Annotated in this window: 20 protein-coding genes and 1 pseudogene; 3 read left to right on the plus strand and 18 right to left on the minus strand. The window is 31.7% G+C overall.

The window, feature by feature from the left end; translation table 11 throughout:
* The 6 genes and pseudogenes from FUA26_RS00025 to folE all read right to left on the minus strand — a co-directional run.
* Positions 1–364, minus strand: a pseudogene (locus FUA26_RS00025) (hypothetical protein); the annotation flags it as partial.
* A gap of 147 nt (positions 365–511) precedes the next feature.
* Complete coding sequence (locus tag FUA26_RS00030) at positions 512–874, minus strand: SnoaL-like domain-containing protein (RefSeq protein WP_147130238.1); 363 nt, start codon at positions 872–874, stop codon at positions 512–514.
* Between the two features lie 37 nt (positions 875–911).
* Positions 912–1,127, minus strand: a complete 216-nt coding sequence (locus FUA26_RS00035; RefSeq protein WP_147130240.1) for a hypothetical protein — start codon at positions 1,125–1,127, stop codon at positions 912–914.
* Positions 1,128–1,272: 145 nt separating this feature from the next.
* The gene (locus FUA26_RS00040; protein ID WP_147130242.1) at positions 1,273–1,734 is read right to left on the minus strand and encodes an SRPBCC family protein; all 462 of its coding nucleotides are present in this window, start codon (positions 1,732–1,734) and stop codon (positions 1,273–1,275) included.
* A 17-nt stretch (positions 1,735–1,751) separates the two neighbouring features.
* Positions 1,752–1,979, minus strand: a complete 228-nt coding sequence (locus FUA26_RS00045; RefSeq protein WP_147130244.1) for a hypothetical protein — start codon at positions 1,977–1,979, stop codon at positions 1,752–1,754.
* Positions 1,980–1,983: 4 nt separating this feature from the next.
* Positions 1,984–2,673, minus strand: a complete 690-nt coding sequence (gene folE / locus FUA26_RS00050) for a GTP cyclohydrolase I FolE (RefSeq protein WP_147130245.1) — start codon at positions 2,671–2,673, stop codon at positions 1,984–1,986.
* Positions 2,674–2,937: 264 nt separating this feature from the next.
* Between folE and FUA26_RS00055 the strand changes: the two genes are divergently transcribed.
* On the plus strand, positions 2,938–3,789 hold the full coding sequence (locus FUA26_RS00055; protein ID WP_147130247.1) for a DUF2911 domain-containing protein: 852 nt from the start codon (positions 2,938–2,940) through the stop codon (positions 3,787–3,789).
* A 244-nt stretch (positions 3,790–4,033) separates the two neighbouring features.
* Here FUA26_RS00055 and FUA26_RS00060 read toward each other — a convergent pair whose 3' ends face one another.
* The 12 genes from FUA26_RS00060 to FUA26_RS00115 form a co-directional block, all read right to left on the minus strand.
* Positions 4,034–5,017 (minus strand): Gfo/Idh/MocA family protein, encoded by a 984-nt coding sequence (locus tag FUA26_RS00060; RefSeq protein WP_147130249.1) that lies wholly within the window; start codon positions 5,015–5,017, stop codon positions 4,034–4,036.
* Positions 4,989–6,704, minus strand: a complete 1,716-nt coding sequence (locus FUA26_RS00065) for a sodium:solute symporter (protein WP_147130250.1) — start codon at positions 6,702–6,704, stop codon at positions 4,989–4,991. The genes FUA26_RS00060 and FUA26_RS00065 overlap by 29 nt, the downstream gene beginning before the upstream one ends.
* A gap of 114 nt (positions 6,705–6,818) precedes the next feature.
* Positions 6,819–9,353: a PIG-L family deacetylase gene (locus FUA26_RS00070; protein WP_147130251.1), complete on the minus strand. Its 2,535-nt coding sequence runs from the start codon at positions 9,351–9,353 to the stop codon at positions 6,819–6,821.
* Positions 9,354–9,452: 99 nt separating this feature from the next.
* The gene (locus FUA26_RS00075) at positions 9,453–9,920 is read right to left on the minus strand and encodes a hypothetical protein (RefSeq protein WP_147130253.1); all 468 of its coding nucleotides are present in this window, start codon (positions 9,918–9,920) and stop codon (positions 9,453–9,455) included.
* A 153-nt stretch (positions 9,921–10,073) separates the two neighbouring features.
* Positions 10,074–11,141 (minus strand): magnesium/cobalt transporter CorA, encoded by a 1,068-nt coding sequence (gene corA, locus FUA26_RS00080; protein ID WP_147130254.1) that lies wholly within the window; start codon positions 11,139–11,141, stop codon positions 10,074–10,076.
* A 17-nt stretch (positions 11,142–11,158) separates the two neighbouring features.
* Positions 11,159–11,704, minus strand: coding sequence for a mechanosensitive ion channel domain-containing protein (locus tag FUA26_RS00085; protein ID WP_147130256.1), 546 nt, complete (start codon positions 11,702–11,704; stop codon positions 11,159–11,161).
* 43 nt (positions 11,705–11,747) lie between these two features.
* Positions 11,748–12,659 (minus strand): septum formation inhibitor Maf, encoded by a 912-nt coding sequence (locus tag FUA26_RS00090; protein WP_147130258.1) that lies wholly within the window; start codon positions 12,657–12,659, stop codon positions 11,748–11,750.
* A 30-nt stretch (positions 12,660–12,689) separates the two neighbouring features.
* Positions 12,690–13,283 carry a Maf-like protein gene (locus FUA26_RS00095; protein ID WP_147130260.1) on the minus strand — a complete coding sequence of 198 codons (594 nt, stop codon included), beginning with the start codon at positions 13,281–13,283 and terminating at the stop codon, positions 12,690–12,692.
* Positions 13,276–14,181 (minus strand): geranylgeranylglycerol-phosphate geranylgeranyltransferase, encoded by a 906-nt coding sequence (locus FUA26_RS00100; protein ID WP_147130262.1) that lies wholly within the window; start codon positions 14,179–14,181, stop codon positions 13,276–13,278. Before FUA26_RS00100 ends, FUA26_RS00095 begins: the two co-directional genes overlap by 8 nt.
* Before the next feature lie 9 nt (positions 14,182–14,190).
* Positions 14,191–14,508 (minus strand): hypothetical protein, encoded by a 318-nt coding sequence (locus tag FUA26_RS00105; protein ID WP_147130264.1) that lies wholly within the window; start codon positions 14,506–14,508, stop codon positions 14,191–14,193.
* Positions 14,509–14,526: 18 nt separating this feature from the next.
* A complete protein-coding gene (locus FUA26_RS00110; protein WP_147130266.1) occupies positions 14,527–15,057 on the minus strand; it encodes a KdsC family phosphatase in 531 nt (176 codons plus the stop codon).
* The gene (locus FUA26_RS00115) at positions 15,047–15,808 is read right to left on the minus strand and encodes a Rossmann-like and DUF2520 domain-containing protein (RefSeq protein WP_147130267.1); all 762 of its coding nucleotides are present in this window, start codon (positions 15,806–15,808) and stop codon (positions 15,047–15,049) included. Before FUA26_RS00115 ends, FUA26_RS00110 begins: the two co-directional genes overlap by 11 nt.
* A 59-nt stretch (positions 15,809–15,867) precedes the next feature.
* On the opposite strand from FUA26_RS00115, the gene FUA26_RS00120 reads away from it, so the two are divergent.
* Together FUA26_RS00120 and ccsA are read left to right on the plus strand one after the other, a co-directional pair.
* Positions 15,868–16,257 carry a group III truncated hemoglobin gene (locus FUA26_RS00120; protein WP_147130269.1) on the plus strand — a complete coding sequence of 130 codons (390 nt, stop codon included), beginning with the start codon at positions 15,868–15,870 and terminating at the stop codon, positions 16,255–16,257.
* Positions 16,258–16,384: 127 nt separating this feature from the next.
* Entirely contained in the window at positions 16,385–19,639 is a 3,255-nt protein-coding gene (gene ccsA, locus FUA26_RS00125) for a cytochrome c biogenesis protein CcsA (protein WP_147130271.1), read from the plus strand.
* Positions 19,640–19,686 lie beyond the last annotated feature (47 nt).

Raw genomic sequence — 19,686 nt, forward strand, 5'->3', positions numbered from 1 at the left:
TATAGGTATTTATAGTGTTTATACTCAGCCTTTTTTCTTGCATCCATTTTTCAAACTTTAATAAATCTGTTTGCTGATGTTCTCGTAATGTAGGAAGCTTAATTTCAGTAAAAACGGGTGTTGAAATTGTTTTTTTAACAGATAATTCGGTATAATCTACATAACAGTTTATAGCTCTTAAATGTGCGTAAATTAACTGTTTGTTTTCAGTAGAATATTTTAAGTAAAATACTTTATGGGTATTACTCCATTTTATACCATCAAGTTTTTTTAGGTGCGTTTTTAAATTATAGTTGTATTTAAACCTTACTGCTATTTGTGCACTGTTATTATGGTGTAAAGGTGTAAGTTTAACTTCATTCATATTCTTAAGGGCTTGAAAATTATAACCTTTAAAGATAACCCTTACATTTTACAATTCAAAATGAAGTTGAATATAAAAAGCTGTTTATAAGAGGTTTTTGGTATAACTCTTTATAAACAGCTTGTATTTAATAATTCTTAATCTTCTTTAAACAGTGTAGAAAAATTGTTCAAAAATAATTTGTCCGTTATTAACTTCAAAAACACAAATTTCTTCCATTTGTATGCGTCCGCGATCTTTAAAAGTAACATCAAAAGACATTTTACTGCTAAAATAATTACCAGCAACAACTGGTGTTGTTACGGTGCAGCTGTGTATGGTTTCAACTGTATCAAGCCATTGGTAACTTTTGTTTAAAACGTTTTGTTTACCAGTAGTAATTTCGGCATCAGTACCACCGGGCATTTCTTTACAGATGATAGTATTGGCATAAAGTGTTTCAGCACACTCAATAAGTTTATTTTCATTACACATTTTTGCCCATAAATTGGCAACTTCTTGTGTGTTCATAGTTATTATGTTTTAAGCTAAACTAAACAATAAAAAATTATGAACGCCCTTTTAAGCGCTTTTCTATTTTTTGCTTTATAGCCGTTAAGCGCTTCATAATATCCATTAATTTAGGGTCTTTATTTTCTTTGTAAACATCATTAATATCTAAAATAAGTGCTTTTACTTCGCGCGAAGATTCTATACGTTCGCTTGTGGTTTTAAACGTGTGCTTACGTTGCTCAAATTCTAAAGCTTTATCTATCAGTGTCATATTCAAATTACATTTAAGTTCAACTATTAATTTTTCAATTTTTGCAATATAGTAAAAACGAACAAATTAACATTTTAAAGCCTTTTAATTAGGTTAATATTAACATTTTATAGATAAAGGCCTCATTTTTTAATGAATGTTTAATTTAAAATGAACCAAATAGTGCATCTAACTTTTCTGTTCTGTAATTAAATATTTCTTCAAGTTTGGGTTTAACTAAAATGGGTTGTACTAGTTGGCCAATTATACCAAAAGGCACTTTGTAATGTATAATGTCTTCCATTTCAACACCACCATCAATTTCTTTTATAAAATGTTTGTGGTGCCATAATGCGTATGGACCAAAACGTTGCTCATCAACAAAATAATGTTTATCAATTACATGTGTAATTTCTGTAACCCATTTGGTTTTTATACCTAAAACAGGCGTTACAATATACTCTATAATTTGGCCTGCATACATGGGTCTATCTGCGCCCGAAAGTATGTTAAAGCCCATATAATCTGGCGTTATGGTTTTTAAGTTTTGTGGTGAAGATAAAAACTCCCAAGCCTCATTTACAGTTGTTTTAAGGTTTTGTTTTTTATGAAGCGTATATATTTTCATAGTTTGTACTAGTTGTTTTAAACAAGTGGTGCACCTTTTAAACGCTTTTCTACCTTTTGTTTTATGGTAGTTAGGCGTTTCATAATATCCATTATTTTCTGGTCTTTTTTTGTTTTGTAAATTTTATTTAAATCTAAAATTAATGCTTTGGCTTCTCTAGAAATTTCTATTCTGTCACTATTAGATAAACCTCTCATTTTACGTTGTTCAAACTCTAATGCTTTGTTAATTAATTCTAATTCCATAGTGTTAATTTTTAAGATAGTTTTGTAATTCTACAATTTTTTCGGTTGTGTTAAATTTACCACCATAATATGCTGTAACAGTTGCCGATGTATCATCTTTTATACCTCTAGATGATACACATAAATGTTTGGCATCAATAATTACAGCAATGTCTTCAGTATTTAAAGTAGCTTTAAGTTCGTTTGCAATTTGGTTAGTTAAACGCTCTTGTACTTGTGGCCTTTTGGCGTAATATTGTACAATTCTGTTTAGTTTAGATAAACCAATAACTTTACCCGATGAAATATAAGCCACATGTGCTTTACCAATTATTGGCACAAAATGGTGTTCGCAGTTTGAGTAGAATGTAATGTTTTTTTCAACCAGCATTTGGTTGTACTGGTATTTATTATCAAACAATGCAACTTTGGGTTTATTTTCAGGGTTTAAACCAGAAAAAATTTCATCAATATACATTTTAGCAACACGTTGTGGTGTACCTTTTAAAGAGTCGTCAGTTAAATCTAAGCCCATTACTTGCATGATTTCTTCAAAAAGTATGGCAATTCGCTCTTTTTTTTCGGTATCAGTTAGTTTAAATGCGTCTTTACGTAAAGGGGTTTCAATACCTGTAAATAAATGCTCATCGCCAATATCTTCAATAGTTAAACCGTTTAAATGACCATTTTTAATTTCAATGTTTTCTTTTTGCATGCGTTCTTTTTTATGTGCTGTTTTAATAAAAATTGTACTAACCAAAGCACGTTTACACTCCAAATATACAAAATGTTTAATGTTTTTTTAAAAACAATAAACAAAAAATCATATAGTTGTATAAGTAAACTCTATAATTAGGTTTAGTATATTTCAAAAGGATTATTGCTACTAGTTTGTAAGCACATTTTTTTAAGGTTTTCTTAACAAATACAGCCGTTTTAATAGTTAATTTTGAATAGTGAACATAAACAATCAAAACAAATGAAAAAGCTAGTATTATTATTTGTAGCATTTGCAACATTAACAGCTGTAAATGCACAAGTTGAAACGCCTCAACCAAGTCCGTCTGCCACTTTAAAACAAAAAGTAGGTTTAACAGATGTAACTATTGAATATTCAAGACCAGGTGTAAAAGGTAGAACCATTTTTGGAGGTTTAGAGCCTTGGGGTACTATATGGAGAACAGGCGCCAATAAAAACACTACAATTACTTTTAGTGATGATGTAACCTTTGCAGGACAAAACGTAAAAGCTGGAACTTACGCTATTTTTACTAAACTTAACTCTGCAAAACAATGGGATATTATGTTATACGCAGACACTAATAACTGGGGAACACCACAAAATTGGGATGACAGCAAAGTAGTTGCAACAGCAAAAACCGAAGTGCATGAAGTACCTTTTAATGTTGAAACTATGGCAATAGACATTAATAACATAAAAAATGATAGCGCAGTTTTAGAAATAATCTGGGAAAAATCATATGCAGCAGTACCATTCACCGTGCCAACCGATGCTAAAGTTACAGCAAACATTAATGGTATAATGAATGGGCCAACTGCCGATGATTATTTTGCATCTGCGGTATATTATTTAGAGTCTGATAAAGACATTAAAACTGCTGAAAAGTGGATTGATAAAGCTGTTGAAATGAATAAAGCAAACCCTAAATTTTGGGTAATACATCAGCAAGCCTTAATAAAAGCTAAAGCAGGCGATAAAAAAGGAGCCATTGAAGCCGCAAAATCATCATTAGCACTAGCAAAAGCCGCAAAATACGATGCTTACATTAGAAAAAACGAAGAGGTTTTAAAACAATGGGGCGCATTATAAAAAACATTAAATAATTACTATTTAAGCACTTTATGTAAAAAGCGAAACTTATTAAGTTTCGCTTTTTTATTTTTAATAAGGGCGTTACCCAAAGGGTCGCGCTTTCCGCTTGTAGTTTTAGCTCGTGCCTCACTAAAAGCTATCGCTGCAATCGCTAACGCACGTGTTTGTGGTGTTGTTTTATTACCACATGTAATAAGCGCTTACTAATTATTCTTTTCCTAATTTTTTCACTTCAATAAAACTAATACTCTAAGTTTATAATGTTTCTAACTTTATCAAGCAGCAATATAAGTTGTTGGCTAAACTCAAAAGTCATAATATCACTTTCAGTTTTACCAGCTCTAATTAAGTTGTTAAAATGTATTGCTTCAAAATTATAGCCTATAGTATTGTAATTAAAATCTTTAACGGTTTCTTTACCATCTTTAAAAATAGATACAGTTGTTGGTTTATGAAACTGCGTGTTTATTTTAACGGTAGCCTTTTCACAATAAAAAACAGCTTCGGTTTTAGTATCTTCAATTAAAGTACTTTTTAATGATGCTGTAATATTGTTATTGTAAATAAAGGTTATGTGGCAAGATGAATCTGCGCCATTATTAAAAAAAGAAGCATTAGCAATAATATCATTTGGTTTACCAAGTGTAGATAAAGCAGCAAAAATAGGGTATATGCCAATATCTAGTAAGCTGCCACCACCAAGAGCTTTATTAAAAAGCCTTGAGTTATTATTAAAAGCACGGTAAAAACCAAAATCGGCTTCAAGTTTTAAAAGTTTGCCATAAGTTTCACTTTTAATTAAGTTAGCAACATACTGGTAATGTGGTAAAAAATACGTCCACAATGCTTCCATTAAAAGTACATTTTTTTCTTTGGCTTTAGTAATCATTTCATGCACCTCGCCAATGTTCATAGCAAAAGGTTTTTCGCATAAAACAGCAATACCATGCTCTAGGCAAAGTAGCGTGTTTTCTTTGTGTAAAGCATGGGGTGTAGCAATATATACTGCATCAATATTTTTATCGTTTGCTAAAGCTTCATAGTTATCATAGGCTTTTGTAGCCTTGTATTTATTAGCAAAAGCATTAGCTTTTTGTTGATTTCTAGAGGCAACAGCATACAATTTAGCATCTTTAATGGTTAATAAATCTGTTGCAAATTTATTGGCAATACTACCTAAGCCAATAATACCCCAATTAATGGTTTTGTGCTGTTCTGTAATCATTTATACTAAATATTTGAAGCAATATGGCTATGATTATTACAATTAAACAACCTACAAAATTTAGCCATAAAAATGGGAGATTAATAATATGGTATTCATTTAAAAAATAAAGCGCAATTACTAAAATTTGGGTAATAATAGCGCCAAAAAATACGGCATTACTTTTAACAAATTTAAAAAAGAAAGCTAATAAAAATACGCCTAAAACATTACCATAAAAAATAGAGCCAATAATATTTACTAACTGAATTAAGTTTTCGGCAAGATTAGCAACACAAGCCACACCAATAGCCAAAATACCCCAAGCAAATGTAAACCAACGCGAGGCTTTAACTTTTTGTGCTTCGGTTTTTTTACCTGTGTTTCTAATGTATAAATCTATGGTTGTGGTAGAGCCTAAAGCATTTAATTCACTGGCTGTACTAGACATGGCAGCACTTAAAATTACAGCTAAAAGCAAACCTATGAGTCCGCGCGGTAAATTATTCAAAATAAAATGAATAAAAACGTAATCTTTATCATTGCTTTCTACTTTAACATCTTGTGTGTTTCCTGCTTTATTAATTAAAACTTTGGCTTCTTCGCGTAATTCATTATGTGCTTTATTGGCTATAGATAAATACGCTTCAGCTTTAGGGTTCTCACCGTCAATAAACCCCTTTATAAGTGTTTGTTTATCACTAAAAATTTTGTCTTGTTCTACTTGTAAAGCTTTGTATTCATTGGCATATTCTGAGTTTAAAACAATTTCAGTAGCTGTAGGATTAAAATTAATAGGCGCTTTATTAAATTGGTAAAAAACAAATACCATAACGCCCACTAAAAGAATAAAAAATTGCATGGGCACTTTTAATAAACCATTAAAAATTAACCCTAATTGCATTTCTTTAACAGATTTACCCGATAGATAACGTTGTACTTGACTTTGATCTGTACCAAAATATGATAACATTAAAAACGTACCGCCAATAATACCACTCCAAAATGTGTATCTGTTATTTAAGCTGAAAGAGAAATCTAATATTTCCATTTTTCCGCTAGCACCAGCAATACTTAAAGCTTTGCTAAAGGTAATGCCTTCAGGAAGTTTACTAAAAATTATAAAAAAGGCTGTTAGCATACCAAAGAAAATAACTACCATTTGATGCTTTTGTGTAACGTTAACAGCACGCGTACCGCCAGAAACCGTATAAATTATTACCAGTAGCCCAATTGAAATATTTAGTGTTAATAAATCCCAGCCCAACACAACCGATAAAATTATTGCAGGAGCAAAAATAGTGATGCCTGCAGCTAAACCACGCTGAATTAAAAACAAAATAGCGGTTAGAGTTCTGGTTTTTAAATCGAATCTGCTTTCTAAAAATTCATAAGCGGTGTAAACTTTTAGCTTGTGGTACAACGGAATAAAAACCATACAAATTACTACCATAGCTATAGGTAAGCCAAAGTAAAATTGTACAAAGCCCATACCGTCATTAAAAGCCTGACCAGGTGTTGATAAAAATGTAATAGCACTGGCTTGTGTAGCCATAACAGATAAACCTATAGTCCACCATTTTGATTTGTTACCGCCTCTTAAGTAATCTTTTACGTTTTTACTTCCTCTTGTTTGCCAAGTGCCGTAAGCAACTATTAAAAATAGTGTAATGCTTAAAACCGTCCAATCTATCCAACTTAATTGCATATTAAAAGGCTTTCATTATTAAATAAAACAGTATGAAATATACAGCATTAGCTATTAAAACTAAAGAATATAACTTAAGCCAAGGTTGTTTAGGTTGGTTGTTTTCTTGCATAATTAGTGTTTTAGTGTAGCTTCTTCTGGTTTTAAGTTTTCTTTTCCTAAAGAGAGCATATTAGCAAACAATCTGTAAGCACCCGAAATACCCGCAGGAAACTCTCTAAAAAAGCTTAAACCTGTGTAAATGTAGTAGCCTTTACCATGTTTAGCTACTAATAAACTGCCGCTTTTAGGGCTTTCGTTTTTATCATGCATTGATAGAATAGGTGTAAATTCTTTTCCCCAAGCACTTGGGAAATATAAACCACGTTCTTGTGTCCATCCATCAAAATCTTGTTGTGTTATTTTATTAGGAAAGTTTAACACCTCATGCTGCGGATTTAAAAACGTAACTTCAGCATTTTCATCGGTTACTCTATCGCGTGATAACGTTAAATTATAAGGCGCTAACTGTTCGGTTTTTAATCTGTGCGAAGTATTGTACTGCACAATCATATTACCGCCTTTAGCTACAAAATCAAATAGTGTTTGTTGTTTAAAATCTAAATCATCTAAAGTATTGTAAGCTCTAATACCAACAACAACAGCATCAAAATTACTCAATAATTCGGCTGTTACAGCTTCAGTTTTAATAACACGAACATTGTAACCAATTTGCTCTAAACTTTCAGGAACCACATCGCCAGCACCTTGAATATACGCAATGTTTTCACCACGTTTTTTAATGTCTAACCTAACAACTTTGCTTTCACTAGGCAATAAAACGGTTTGGTGTGGTATGTGGTCATAACTAATATCTATTAATTCTTTAGTAAAACTTTTATTTCCAACATGAACAATAGGGCTAATAAAACCTTCGCTTTCATTTTTAGGTGGAATTATTGTAAATACTAGTGTTTGTTCTTCGCCTTTGTGTTTTATAGTGACTTTTTGGTTTTTAGGGTAAACGCTCCACCCATCAGGGTGACAAACCTCTACATGACCTTCTAAATCATCTTTTCCGGCTTTTACAATTACAGAAATATCATGTTGTTTGTTATTGTTAAAAATGATAACCTTTTCAGAAATTTTTGCCGATGCTTCAGGAATAATTTCAAATGGGCGGTACAATTCACCTTTATCTGGTTTTGAGTAACGGTGCACAACATCTTTTTCAAAATTAATGCTGTAACCATCAAAATCTACTACAAAATTAGCTTGCAGCGCTCTTTTGGTTTCGGGGTTTCCAATAATGGTTTTGTCATCAACCTTGTACATACCTAAACTTCCTTTTTCGTTTAGCCAATAAGCATTGGTGCTTGCAGTATTTTCAGGTATTAAACTACTAAATGTGTAATTGAATTTTTTATTATTTTGAAGTAAAATATCGGTGTTTTCTATTTGGTTTAATGGGGTAATAGAAATGCTTTTAAGTAACATGTTTACAGTACTTCTGTTTACAGCTTCAATATCTATTTTAATACTGTTGTTGGCTGCAATAGTAGGTGTTGATGCCGATGCCTCTAAGTATAAACCCGCACACATTTGAATAATGTGTTTGAGTTCTTTAGTTTTTATAGCTTTCCAATGTTGGTTTTCTATATCTTGAAGCAGTTTGTATGCATTAATTAATGCAGGTAAATGTGCTGAAGGATTTGTAAAATTGAAGTTATTTTCAATTTCATATAAAATAGCTCCAATGGCTTTGCCGCCTTTAACTCTGTTCCAAGACGTATCAATGCCCGAAAAAATATCGTTATTCTCAACACGTTCGCCTTTAATTAATTCTATGTATTCTTCTTGCGATCCGCGTTGTGATAATCTGCCAAATCCTTGGCATAAATGCTGGCTACTAGCAAGTGCAGCCACCTCATTATTAGACAAACCTTTTAACGGATAATACACACCAATATCAAAATGTAGCATATTACTTTTGTCTACTTTATCAAATTTTTCTTGGCTACCATAAAACCACCAATTGGTGTTAAAAAACAAGCGTTTAGGTTGCCAAGTACTTGTGTGTTGTAATAATTCAGGAAACGCATTTTTATTGGCAGCTAAATCAAAAGCTTCAAAACTTAACACTGCCGAAGTTGTATGGTGCCCATGTGTTGTGCCTGGTGTTCTGTGGTCAAACCTATTTATAATTACATCGGGTTTAAACTTTCTAATGGCCAAAACAACATCACTTAACACTTGTTGTTCGTCCCAAATAGCTAGGGTTTCTTCTGGGTGTTTTGAGTAACCAAAATCATTGGCTCTAGAGAATATTTGCTCGCCACCATCAACACGTCTTGCTGCTAGTAGTTCTTGGGTTCTTATAACACCTAAAAGTTCTCTAATTTCTGGCCCAATAAGGTTTTGTCCGCCATCACCACGTGTTAATGAAAGGTAGGCTGTACGTGCTTTTACTTGGTTAGCCATGTAAGCAATTAACCGCGTATTTTCATCATCGGGGTGAGCAGCAACATACAATACAGAACCTAAAAAGTTTAGCTTTTGAATAGATTCATAAATTTTTGATGCTGAAGGTGTTTGTGGTTTTTGAGCGTTTATTTTTAATACGCTACTACATAATAATATATAAAAGAATAGTGCTATGCGTTTTGGCATGATGTATTTTTTTGCTTAGCCAAATATAAAAAACAAACCAGCGCTTGGGCTGGTTTTAAATTTTATTTAACGGTTTATTGAAATTTTAAATAAGCCTTTTTATATTTTTTTTGAGTATTTATGAATTGTTTTTTCTGGCTCTGCAGGAATTAACGGTGCATTACCGTAATTAAAAAATTGTTGCTGTATAGAATCCATATATTTCATCATGTTATTTATATGGGTGTTGTTATTTTCAAATTGATTAAAAAAGAACTTAGGATGCTTGAAGTTGTTTGCAGCGGAATCTTCATTAAAAAAATCTTCAAAAAACGAATCTTTAAAAATTGAGTTTTCAGATAAAAGCTTACTAAATTTTTGATGTAAGCTATCATTTAATTTTTCATGCGAAGAATAACTGTAGGAGTAAACAGAATCATAACGTTTTAAGTTTCCAAATTCATCAAACTCTTTGTTTACTGTAATGTTTTCTTTTGGTTTGTTTTCTGTTTCAGTGGGTTTCTTGGTTTGTGCTGAACAATTAAAAAATAACAGACAAAACAAGGGAATAATTTTTAGCGTTTCCATCTTTTTATATTTTTTTTTAATTATACATGGTTTTGTATTGATATTTTCAAAAAATATACCAAATGAAAGTAATTAAATTGTGTTGCCTTTATGTGTCATTTTGACATAAATTATTGTAGTGAAGTATAAAAAACTATGCTGTAATTATTGCGTTTATAGCCACTTTTTTCGTTTAAAATAGTAAAGTAGTATTAAAAAAAGCACCACCATAACGCCCCAAAAAACAAAGTAAGCATATTTGTATTGTAGCTCTGGTATGTAAGCAAAGTTCATACCGTAAACGCCGGCTATAAAGGTTAAAGGAATAAAAATTGAAGCCATAATGGTAAGCACTTTCATAACTTCATTCATTTTATTACTTATGCTGGTTAAATACATGCCCATTAAACCGCCAATAACTTCGCGGTGTAGCTCTATATTTTCAGATACTTGTGTTAAATGATCATACACATCTTTAAAATAATGTATGGTTTTGCTGTTAATTAAAGCGGTATCATTTTTTTCTATTTTATTAATGATGTCGCGAAGCGGAAATACAGCGCGCCTAACGCGTAAAACTTCGCGTTTTAAATCTTGTATTTGAATACTTAAATCGTCACTGGTTTTGTTGGTAAATACATCGGTTTCTAGGTCTTCAATTTTATCGCCTAAAATTTCAATAATGCTAAAATAATGATCAACAATAGCATCAATTAGTGTATATAAAAGGTAATCGGCTTGCATGTTTCGTATTCTACCTTTAGCATTTCTAATGCGGTCTCTTATAGGATCAAAAACATCGCCTTCAGCTTCTTGAAATGTAAATACATAATTTTTACCAAGTATAAAGCTAACTTGTTCAGATACTAATTGATTGTTATTGTTGTAATACAACATTTTTAAAACCACAAACAAATAGGTTTGATGATCATCAACCTTTGGGCGTTGTGCAATGTTTACTATATCTTCTAAAACTAAGTGATGAATATCATAATGTTTACCCAAATTTTCAATAGCTTCAACATGGTTTAGGCCGTTTAAATTAACCCAACTAACAGTGTTGGTGTTTTTGTAGTCAAAACAATCTTCAATAGTAGCAAGTTGCTTTTCGGTAAAGGAGTCTTTATCAAAATCAAAAGCTTCTAAAGATAGTTTTTCTTTTGAGCGTTCACCGGTGTAAACAACTGTGCCAGGTATTTGTCCTAATTTTTTTTTAGAGCGGTATAAACGTTTTCTTGCCATAATTTAAGCGGTAGATTTTAAACTAAATCTGAACCATCATCATATTCTATTTCTTCAATAGCATCTTTTTGTACAAGTGTTACGGCTTTTTGAAGCATTAAGTTATTGGGGTAAGTAACTAAATCGCCATTTTCTAAACGCAAGTGTAATTGAAAAGAACGTATGTCTTCAATAATAGCAGTTACAGGAAAATCTTTATCATGAATTTCAATTTTATCACCCACTTTATACGGAAAATTAAAAAACATAATAATACCAGATGTTACATTGCTTAAAATAGACCAAATGGCAAAAAGCGCAATACCAAGTATGGTGAAAACTGATGTAAAAACTAGTGCTAAATCTTTAAATTCTGCACCAAGTATAAACGCTTCAATTAGTAAAGCAATTAAAAGTAAAGTAACAGTAACATACCTACGCATTAGCCTTATTCTAGCTAAATTAATGCTATTTTTTTCGGCAACTTTAGTTATAGTGAAATTAGCAATAAACCTAACAACTAAAAGCGAAGCTAATAGTATGCCAGATGCTATAAGTTCATGTTTGTAATTAGTAAAAAACATACAAATTATTTTATGCAAAGATACAGCAGAAGCTTAAATTATTTTAATTTAAAAATAGCGTATCTCTAAGAATTTCGTGCTTATTTTGGTTTTTATTCCAATAATCAGATTTTAAGGTTTTTAGCTTTGTGGCTTTGGTTGTAAGTGTTTGTGCATTTGTACCAAACCCGCTTTTAAATGTTTCTGTCCAACTTAAAATTTCAAATGGAAAATTACTATTGAAATTAATGGTTAATTGGCGTTGTAATTCCGGATAACTTATAGTATAACTATTTGTTTTTAAGGTAGCTGTAGCTTTGTAAGCTTTAATAGGAATATGGCGCATTCTGGTGTATTCAAAAGCAGGAATACTATTAATATTTCCGGTTGGTAACGTTTTAGGGTTTATACGAAGTTGTACCCATAATTCATTTTCTAAAACGGCTTTTTCTAGTGTGAAATTTTTATCGGCTTCACCTTCAAAATACGAATGCGATGTTATTTCAAAATCATTTCTATTGTTTAATTGTGCATACACATGGCCACACCATTCTTGCATAGAACTTGATACTTTTATAGCGTGTTTATTGTTTGAAACAGGATAAAAAACACTTTGCATTATTGTGTACGGATATATGCCTGTGTTAAAACTTTTTGTAGCATTTAATTTTAAAACAGGAATATTATTAGGGTTTTGGTTGTTGGCTTTTACTTGTGCTTTGGGTAAAAAATCTTCGGTAACATAAATTAAAACGGCATGTCCTTGCCTAATTTCGCCATAGCGGGCTTGCTCTAAAGCGTATGATGTTATTTCGGCTTCACCTTTATACCAATAGTTTTTAAAATCATCTGATAGCTTTTGTGGTTCTTTTTCAACTTCAGAAGTTATATTATTGGCTAATATTTTGTTTTTGGGTTGTTTATTGCATGCGTTTAAACACAAACAAATTATTACAAATTGAAAAAAGACTTTCATTTTAAGTGTTTTAGACTTAAAAATACAAAGTTATTGGCTGTTGGCAATGTCATTTAACGTTTTATAAACAAGATGAACTGGTAAACCAACAACATTAAAAAATGAGCCTTCAATGTTGGTTACAGCTATTTCACCAATCCATTCTTGTATGCCATAAGCACCAGCTTTATCAAAAGGCTTACAGGTGTTTATGTAATACCAAATTTCATCATCGGTAAGTGCTTTAAAGGTTACTTTTGTTATGCTGTAAAGTGTTTTTTCAAACGTTTTTGAAGTAAAACAAACCGATGTTATAACCTCATGCGTTTGGTTGCTTAAAGATTTTAAAATGGCATACGCATCTTGTGCATCTTTAGGCTTGCCTAAGGCTTTATTGTTGTGCCACACAATGGTATCACTTGTAATTAAAATATCGTTTTGTTTTAACTCGTTTTTAAACGGTAAGGCTTTTAATTGCGCTAAATAGTTACTAATTTCAAAATGTGTTAGCCTATTGGGGTATTCTTCTTTAACAGGTTTTAGGCGTATTTCAAAATCTAAATTTAAATCTTTAAAAAAGGCTTGTCTTCTTGGTGAACCCGAAGCTAGAATTATGTGGTAGTTTTTTAGTTTTTCGTTAAGCATAGGCGTATAAAAGTAATGAAAGCATGCCTAAAAGCATAACTATTTTAAGCATATTGCTTATGTGTGTAAAATGGTTTTTAGTTTTTGCATTAAATATTTTAATGGCAGTATAAATTAAAGGTGCTAAAACCGCTATTATAAAGTATGTTACTAAAATTTCATGTTCATATATTTTGTAAACTATGTAATACGTTAGAGCTAAAATGAGGACTAAGGTTACAGCAAATAGTAGGTTGTTAGCACGTGTTCTGCCAATGGCAATGGGCAAGGTATTCATACCTGCTTTAAAATCGCCGTTAACATCTTCAATATCTTTAGCAATTTCGCGTGGTAAGTTTATTAAAAAAGCAAAAATAGCATAGTTTACAATAGTTTTAAAATATACTAATTGTAGTAGCGAGTTATTGTTGTTAGTGGCAGGTAGTAAATCAAAAACGCCCACAATTAAAACACTTAGCGCTACTAATAACGAAACAACAATGTTACCAATTAATAGTGTTTGTTTTAGGTAGCTAGCATACATGTAAAGTAACATTGAAATGACTACAAACAATGAAAAATAAGCTGGTTTGCCAACCAAAAATGATGTGTAATAGCCTAAGCCAACGCCAATACAATTGAAAACAATACATAGGGTATAGGCTGTTTTTTCTGGTATTTGTTTGCCTATAATTACTTTATTAGGTTTGTTAATTAAGTCGGTTTCAACATCAAAAATATCATTAATAATATTACCCGCAGCTGCTATAAAAATAGTTGCAAATATTAATGAGGAAATACCAATAGCATTTAAACTTGTAGCTGCACCTAGCGGATGTAAAAAAGCATATTTAATGAGTAATTGCACTAAGGCAATTATGATGAGGTTTTTCCAACGAATAAGCTTTAGCAATGGCATTTTAAAGCATTATAAATAAGACATTACACTGTTTATTAGATAAATAATTACCCCTAAAATGAGGCTAAAAACAATTAAAAAACCCAAAATAGTTTTGCGGGTTCTTATTTTTTCATCGTTTCGTATTTTATCTTTAATAAGCTGTTTTTCGGCTTTTGTAAGTGTATGGTGCGTGAAATTTAATTTGAAATGATAATGCGTTTCATCATCTAATTTTTCTTTTAATGATGAAAACGCGCGGTTTGTACTTTGGTTAAACACATTTTGGTTATTGCCAAAACCAATGTAACCAAAACCGGTGGTATGTCTTCTTTTATTTCTAGCCAATACTTTGTTGGTTTTTAATTAATCATACTTAGCATGAAAATTACCGTACCATTTGTTGTGAATTTTCAGCACTTGTTCAATAACATCACGTACAGCACCTTTACCGCCACTTTTATGCGAAATGTATTTTGAAATACCTTTTATTTCTTGAACGGCATCTTGTGGGCAACACGGTAAACCTACTAGTTTCATTACAGGGTAATCTGGAATATCATCACCCATATAAAGTACGTTTTCTAAGTTAACATTTTTATTTTTGGTGTAAGTATTAAGTTGTTCAATTTTATTGTGGGCGCCTAAAAAAATATCTTTTATACCTAAACCTTCTAAACGTTTGCGCACACCTTCGTTTGATCCGCCCGAAATAATACAAACATTAAAACCAGCATCAACAGCTGTTTTTAGGGCATAACCATCTTTAATATTCATGGTTCTAAGCATATCGCCATTAGTCATAACAGTAACACTACCATCGGTTAAAACGCCATCAACATCAAATATAAAGGTGTTAATATTCTCTAGGTATTCTTTATAGCTTTTATCTTCCATTGTGTGTTTTTTGAATAGATTTGGTAAGTAAATTGTAAATAGCCTTGTGGTCTTGGTTATTCAAAATACTTAAGTGTTTTTTTAAGGTTTTTTTATCATTGCGTTTAGCAGGACCAGTTTGTGCTTTGTATGGCGATAAATCTTGTATTTTTTTAGCAGTTTCTAAAATTAAAGGTTTTAGTAAATCAAATTCGGCACCTTCGCTTTCAGTAATTTCATGACCAATTCTGTACAATTGGTTAGTAAAATTATTAACAAAAACAGCTGCTAAATGTAATACTTGTCTTTGGTCACTATTTACTTTTTTAACAGGGCTACCAATGGCTAAAGCAAGAGCTTTAAGTATGTGGTAATCGGGTTTGTTTACTGTTTCAATACAAATAGGCACATTAGCAAAATCTAGTTGCGCCGTTTTACTAAAACTTTGTAAAGGGTAAAATACACCACGATTGTGTTTTTTATCTAAATCATGCACATTAACACTGCCTGATGTATGTACTACAATTTTATTTTCAAAGGGTAATTTTTCCGATAATTCAGCCACGGCATCATCACTAACCGCTAAAATATAAACATCGGCTTCTTTTAAATGGTTTAAATCATCAGTTATATCAACCTCATTTTTGTAGTGGTTTAAAGGTTTTAAACTACGGTTATACCATTGGCTAACAGTTACATTGTTAGCTTTTGTAAAGGCTTTATATAAATGGGTGGCAACGTTGCCTGCACCTAAAATAGTTACTGTAATCATGTAGCAAAAATAATTAATAATAGCTAATATAAAACCGTATTGCTGTATCTTTGTTAATCATGAAAAAAACTGATATTAAAACCAGAGATGATGTATTCTTATTAGTAGATTCATTTTATAAGAAAGTAAGGAATAACGAAACATTAGCTCCTTTTTTTAATGAATCTATAAAAGATTGGGATGCTCATTTACAAAATTTAACCAGCTTTTGGGAGTCTAGCCTGTTTTTAAAAACTAAATATTATGGCAACCCTTTAAAAGCGCATATTACCGTTGATAAAATTAATAATAACAGTATAACCCAAATGCATTTTGGTATTTGGTTAAACCTTTGGTTACAAACGGTTGATACTCTTTTTGAAGGCGATTATGCAGAAAATGCCAAAAGGCGCGCCCGAAAAATGAGCACGTTTCTTTACATGAATATTTATCAAGCACGTACTGTTTAATAATTTTATAAGGTTGCTATTCAAACTTTAAAAATTAGCCTAAAGTAGTACGCTTTAAGCAAACTTTAACATAATAAACTAAACATAAATATGTAAATTTGCACAACCTTAAAAAAGGGTTATAATTATGCAAAAAAAACTCGCTAATATTCTATTTTCAACACGTCTTACAGGTACTTTATTTATTGTTTTTGCTGCTGCAATGATAGCAGGTACTTTTCTAGATGCAGGCCAAGAAACATCACCAACACCATATACAAGAAACCTAATTTATAATGCTTGGTGGTTTGAAGCAATTATGGGGCTTTTTGTAGTTAACTTTGCAGGAAATATTTTTAGATACAGACTTTACAAAAAAGAAAAATGGTCGGTTTTATTACTACATTTGGCCTTCATTTTCATTTTTTTAGGTGCTTTTATAACCAGATATATAAGTTTTGAAGGTATGATGTCTATACCTGAAGGCGGTACAGAAAACACATTTCTTTCACAAAAAACGTACGTTACTGCATACATTGATGGTGATTACGAAATTAACGGTGTTCAACAACGTTTACCATTGCAACATGAAGTAGATTTTTCTAAAAGGTTACAAAATGATTTTAAAATTGAAACGCAATATAACAAACAACCTGTTACTATTGAACTAGAAAAATTTATTGTAGGTGCTGAAGAAGATGTTATACCTAATGAAAACGGCGAATCTTATTTAAAAATAGTAGAATCTGGCGGTGGTGGAGCCCATAATCATTTTTTAAAAGTAGGCGAACAAGCCAGTATACATAATGTTATTTTTACACTTAACAATCCTGCTAAAGGTGCTGTAAATTTGTATTTTGAAAACAATGCTTTATCAATAGAGTCGCCTTTTGAAGGCACATACATGACCATGGCTACCCAAGAACAAGGTACGTTGGTAAAAGATAGTATTCAGCCCTTAAAATTACGCTCATTATATAGTATTGGTAACATGCAAATGGTGTTTCCTAAGCCCGTTGTAAAAGGTGTTTTTGATGTGGTTAAAAAACCACAAGTACTAAAAAATGATGAAGATGGTATTGTGTTAAAAGTAACAACTAACGGAGAAACTAAGCGTATTGGTGTTTTAGGCGGACAAGGTATGTCTCGCCCGTTCAAGCAAATACAAGTTGGAGGTTTAGACTTTGCCTTTCAGTACGGTGCAAAAGTTTTAGAGTTGCCTTTTAGTATAAAGTTGAATGATTTTAAAGCAGATAAGTTTCCAGGGTCTGATATTAATTCGGCATACTCAAGTCAAGTTACAGTAATTGACGAAGAAGCAGGTAGTTTTGACTATAAAATTTACATGAACAATATTTTAAACCATAAAGGGTATAGGTTCTTTCAATCTAGTTTTTTTCCAGATGAAAGTGGTACAATTCTGTCTGTAAATCATGATTATTGGGGTACTTTATTCACCTACATTGGATATTTTATGTTATACATTGGTTTAATGGCCATTTTGTTTTTAAAAGGTACTCGTTTTTCAGATTTAAGAAAGCAACTAAACAAAGTAAAAGAAAAGAAAACTAAGCTATTAACAGTTTTGGCTTTAAGTTTAGCATTAGCAGGTTTTTCACAAGAAACACCGCATGTTGATGAGCATGAACAACATAATCATAATACGCATGCGGCTGCTCAAACTAAGCCATCTAAAGCGCAAATAGACTCTATTTTGGCAGCTAATATTACACCAAAAGCACATGCCGAAGATTTTGCACATTTGGTAATTCAAGATTTAGATGGACGTATGAAACCTGTAAGCACTTATGCCTCAGAAATGCTTCGTAAAATAAGTAAATTAGATACTTATGAAGGTTTTGATGCGCATCAAATTTTCTTATCAATGCAAGAAAGTCCAAGGCTTTGGTATAACGTACCTGTTATTTATTTAGCTAAAAAGAAAGCAGATACCATTAGGCATATAATTGGCACAAGTATAGATGATAAATACGTAGCCTTAGCCGATTTTTTTACTGATAGAGGCGCCTATAAATTAGAACCGTATTTAGAAGATGCTTTTAGTACTAACACACCAAATGGTTATCAAAAAGAATTACAAGAAGCTCATAAACGTGTAAACCTTTTATATAATACTGTTGAGGGTGCTTCGTTACGTTTGTTTCCTGTGCCTAATGATGAAAAAAACACATGGATTTCATCATATGACTATAAATTTGGTCAGCATAAAATACAAGATTCTTTATATGGAAATTTCATAAAAAACGGATTTCAAGCCTATTTATATACGCTTAATAATGCAAAACAATCGGGTAATTTTTCTGAAGCTGAAAAACTTCTTAAAGCCTTTAAAAAAACGCAGCATAAATATGGTAGTGACGTTATGCTAAGTGATGATAAAATTCACGCCGAAGTTCTTTACAACAAATACGATATTTTTAAAAAACTATTTAGTTGGTATATGTATGCGGGGGCTTTAATGTTTATATTACTAATAGTTCAAATATTTAAAGATAAAAGTAAAGTAGTTAGTGTTTTAATTACCTTTTTTAAATGGACTATTGTTGCATTATTTTTTGTGCATTTAGGTGGCTTAATAATGCGTTGGTATGTTTCCGGTCATGCACCTTGGAGTGATGCTTATGAGTCTATGATTTACGTAGCATGGTCTACCATGTTGTTTGGTTTAATTACAGGAGTAAGTAGGAAAAAAGGAACTTCAGTTTTAAGTTTAAATAAATCAGGATCAAACTTAACAATTGCAGCAGCAGCCTTTGTTACAGCTATGTTGTTAATGATTGCGCATTGGCAATGGATGGATCCTTCAATAGCCAACTTACAACCCGTATTAAATAGTTATTGGTTAATGATTCATGTAGCAGTAATTGTTGCTAGTTATGGACCATTTACATTAGGTATGGTTTTAGGGGTAGTATCATTATTTTTAATGGCGGTTACCAATACCAAAAACAAGGCTAAAATGGACTTAAATATTAAAGAACTTACCATTATTAATGAAATGGCTTTAACAGTTGGTTTAGTTATGCTTACCATTGGTAACTTTTTAGGAGGCATGTGGGCTAATGAAAGTTGGGGCCGTTACTGGGGTTGGGATCCAAAAGAAACATGGGCACTTATTAGCATCATGATATATGCTTTTGTAATTCATATGCGTTTAATACCCGGTTTACGCGGCCGTTGGATGTTTAATTTCTGTTCTGTAATAGCAATTTCATTTATAATATTTACATATTTTGGTGTTAATTTCTACCTGTCTGGTTTGCATTCATACCAATCTGGCCAACAAATAGCAAGTTTTCAAACCATAGCAATTGCAATAGGGTTTGTAGCATTACTTGGTTACTTTGGGTATAGAGGTTATGCCAAACATTTTAAAAAATAATTTTTTAATAAGTAAATATAACAACAGTTCTTTTTTGTGAAGAAAAT

The sequence above is a fragment of the Seonamhaeicola algicola genome, from assembly GCF_007997385.1.
Classification (GTDB): domain Bacteria; phylum Bacteroidota; class Bacteroidia; order Flavobacteriales; family Flavobacteriaceae; genus Seonamhaeicola; species Seonamhaeicola algicola.

Bases quoted from the DNA above. Each gene is read 5' to 3' on its own strand.
- FUA26_RS00030 (WP_147130238.1), bottom strand. From the start codon at position 874: ATGAACACACAAGAAGTTGCCAATTTATGGGCAAAAATGTGTAATGAA.
- FUA26_RS00035 (WP_147130240.1), bottom strand. From the start codon at position 1,127: ATGACACTGATAGATAAAGCTTTAGAATTTGAGCAACGTAAGCACACG.
- FUA26_RS00040 (WP_147130242.1), bottom strand. From the start codon at position 1,734: ATGAAAATATATACGCTTCATAAAAAACAAAACCTTAAAACAACTGTA.
- FUA26_RS00045 (WP_147130244.1), bottom strand. From the start codon at position 1,979: ATGGAATTAGAATTAATTAACAAAGCATTAGAGTTTGAACAACGTAAA.
- folE (WP_147130245.1), bottom strand. From the start codon at position 2,673: ATGCAAAAAGAAAACATTGAAATTAAAAATGGTCATTTAAACGGTTTA.
- FUA26_RS00055 (WP_147130247.1), top strand. From the start codon at position 2,938: ATGAAAAAGCTAGTATTATTATTTGTAGCATTTGCAACATTAACAGCT.
- FUA26_RS00060 (WP_147130249.1), bottom strand. From the start codon at position 5,017: ATGATTACAGAACAGCACAAAACCATTAATTGGGGTATTATTGGCTTA.
- FUA26_RS00065 (WP_147130250.1), bottom strand. From the start codon at position 6,704: ATGCAATTAAGTTGGATAGATTGGACGGTTTTAAGCATTACACTATTT.
- FUA26_RS00070 (WP_147130251.1), bottom strand. From the start codon at position 9,353: ATGCCAAAACGCATAGCACTATTCTTTTATATATTATTATGTAGTAGC.
- FUA26_RS00075 (WP_147130253.1), bottom strand. From the start codon at position 9,920: ATGGAAACGCTAAAAATTATTCCCTTGTTTTGTCTGTTATTTTTTAAT.
- corA (WP_147130254.1), bottom strand. From the start codon at position 11,141: ATGGCAAGAAAACGTTTATACCGCTCTAAAAAAAAATTAGGACAAATA.
- FUA26_RS00085 (WP_147130256.1), bottom strand. From the start codon at position 11,704: ATGTTTTTTACTAATTACAAACATGAACTTATAGCATCTGGCATACTA.
- FUA26_RS00090 (WP_147130258.1), bottom strand. From the start codon at position 12,659: ATGAAAGTCTTTTTTCAATTTGTAATAATTTGTTTGTGTTTAAACGCA.
- FUA26_RS00095 (WP_147130260.1), bottom strand. From the start codon at position 13,283: ATGCTTAACGAAAAACTAAAAAACTACCACATAATTCTAGCTTCGGGT.
- FUA26_RS00100 (WP_147130262.1), bottom strand. From the start codon at position 14,181: ATGCCATTGCTAAAGCTTATTCGTTGGAAAAACCTCATCATAATTGCC.
- FUA26_RS00110 (WP_147130266.1), bottom strand. From the start codon at position 15,057: ATGGAAGATAAAAGCTATAAAGAATACCTAGAGAATATTAACACCTTT.
- FUA26_RS00115 (WP_147130267.1), bottom strand. From the start codon at position 15,808: ATGATTACAGTAACTATTTTAGGTGCAGGCAACGTTGCCACCCATTTA.
- FUA26_RS00120 (WP_147130269.1), top strand. From the start codon at position 15,868: ATGAAAAAAACTGATATTAAAACCAGAGATGATGTATTCTTATTAGTA.
- ccsA (WP_147130271.1), top strand. From the start codon at position 16,385: ATGCAAAAAAAACTCGCTAATATTCTATTTTCAACACGTCTTACAGGT.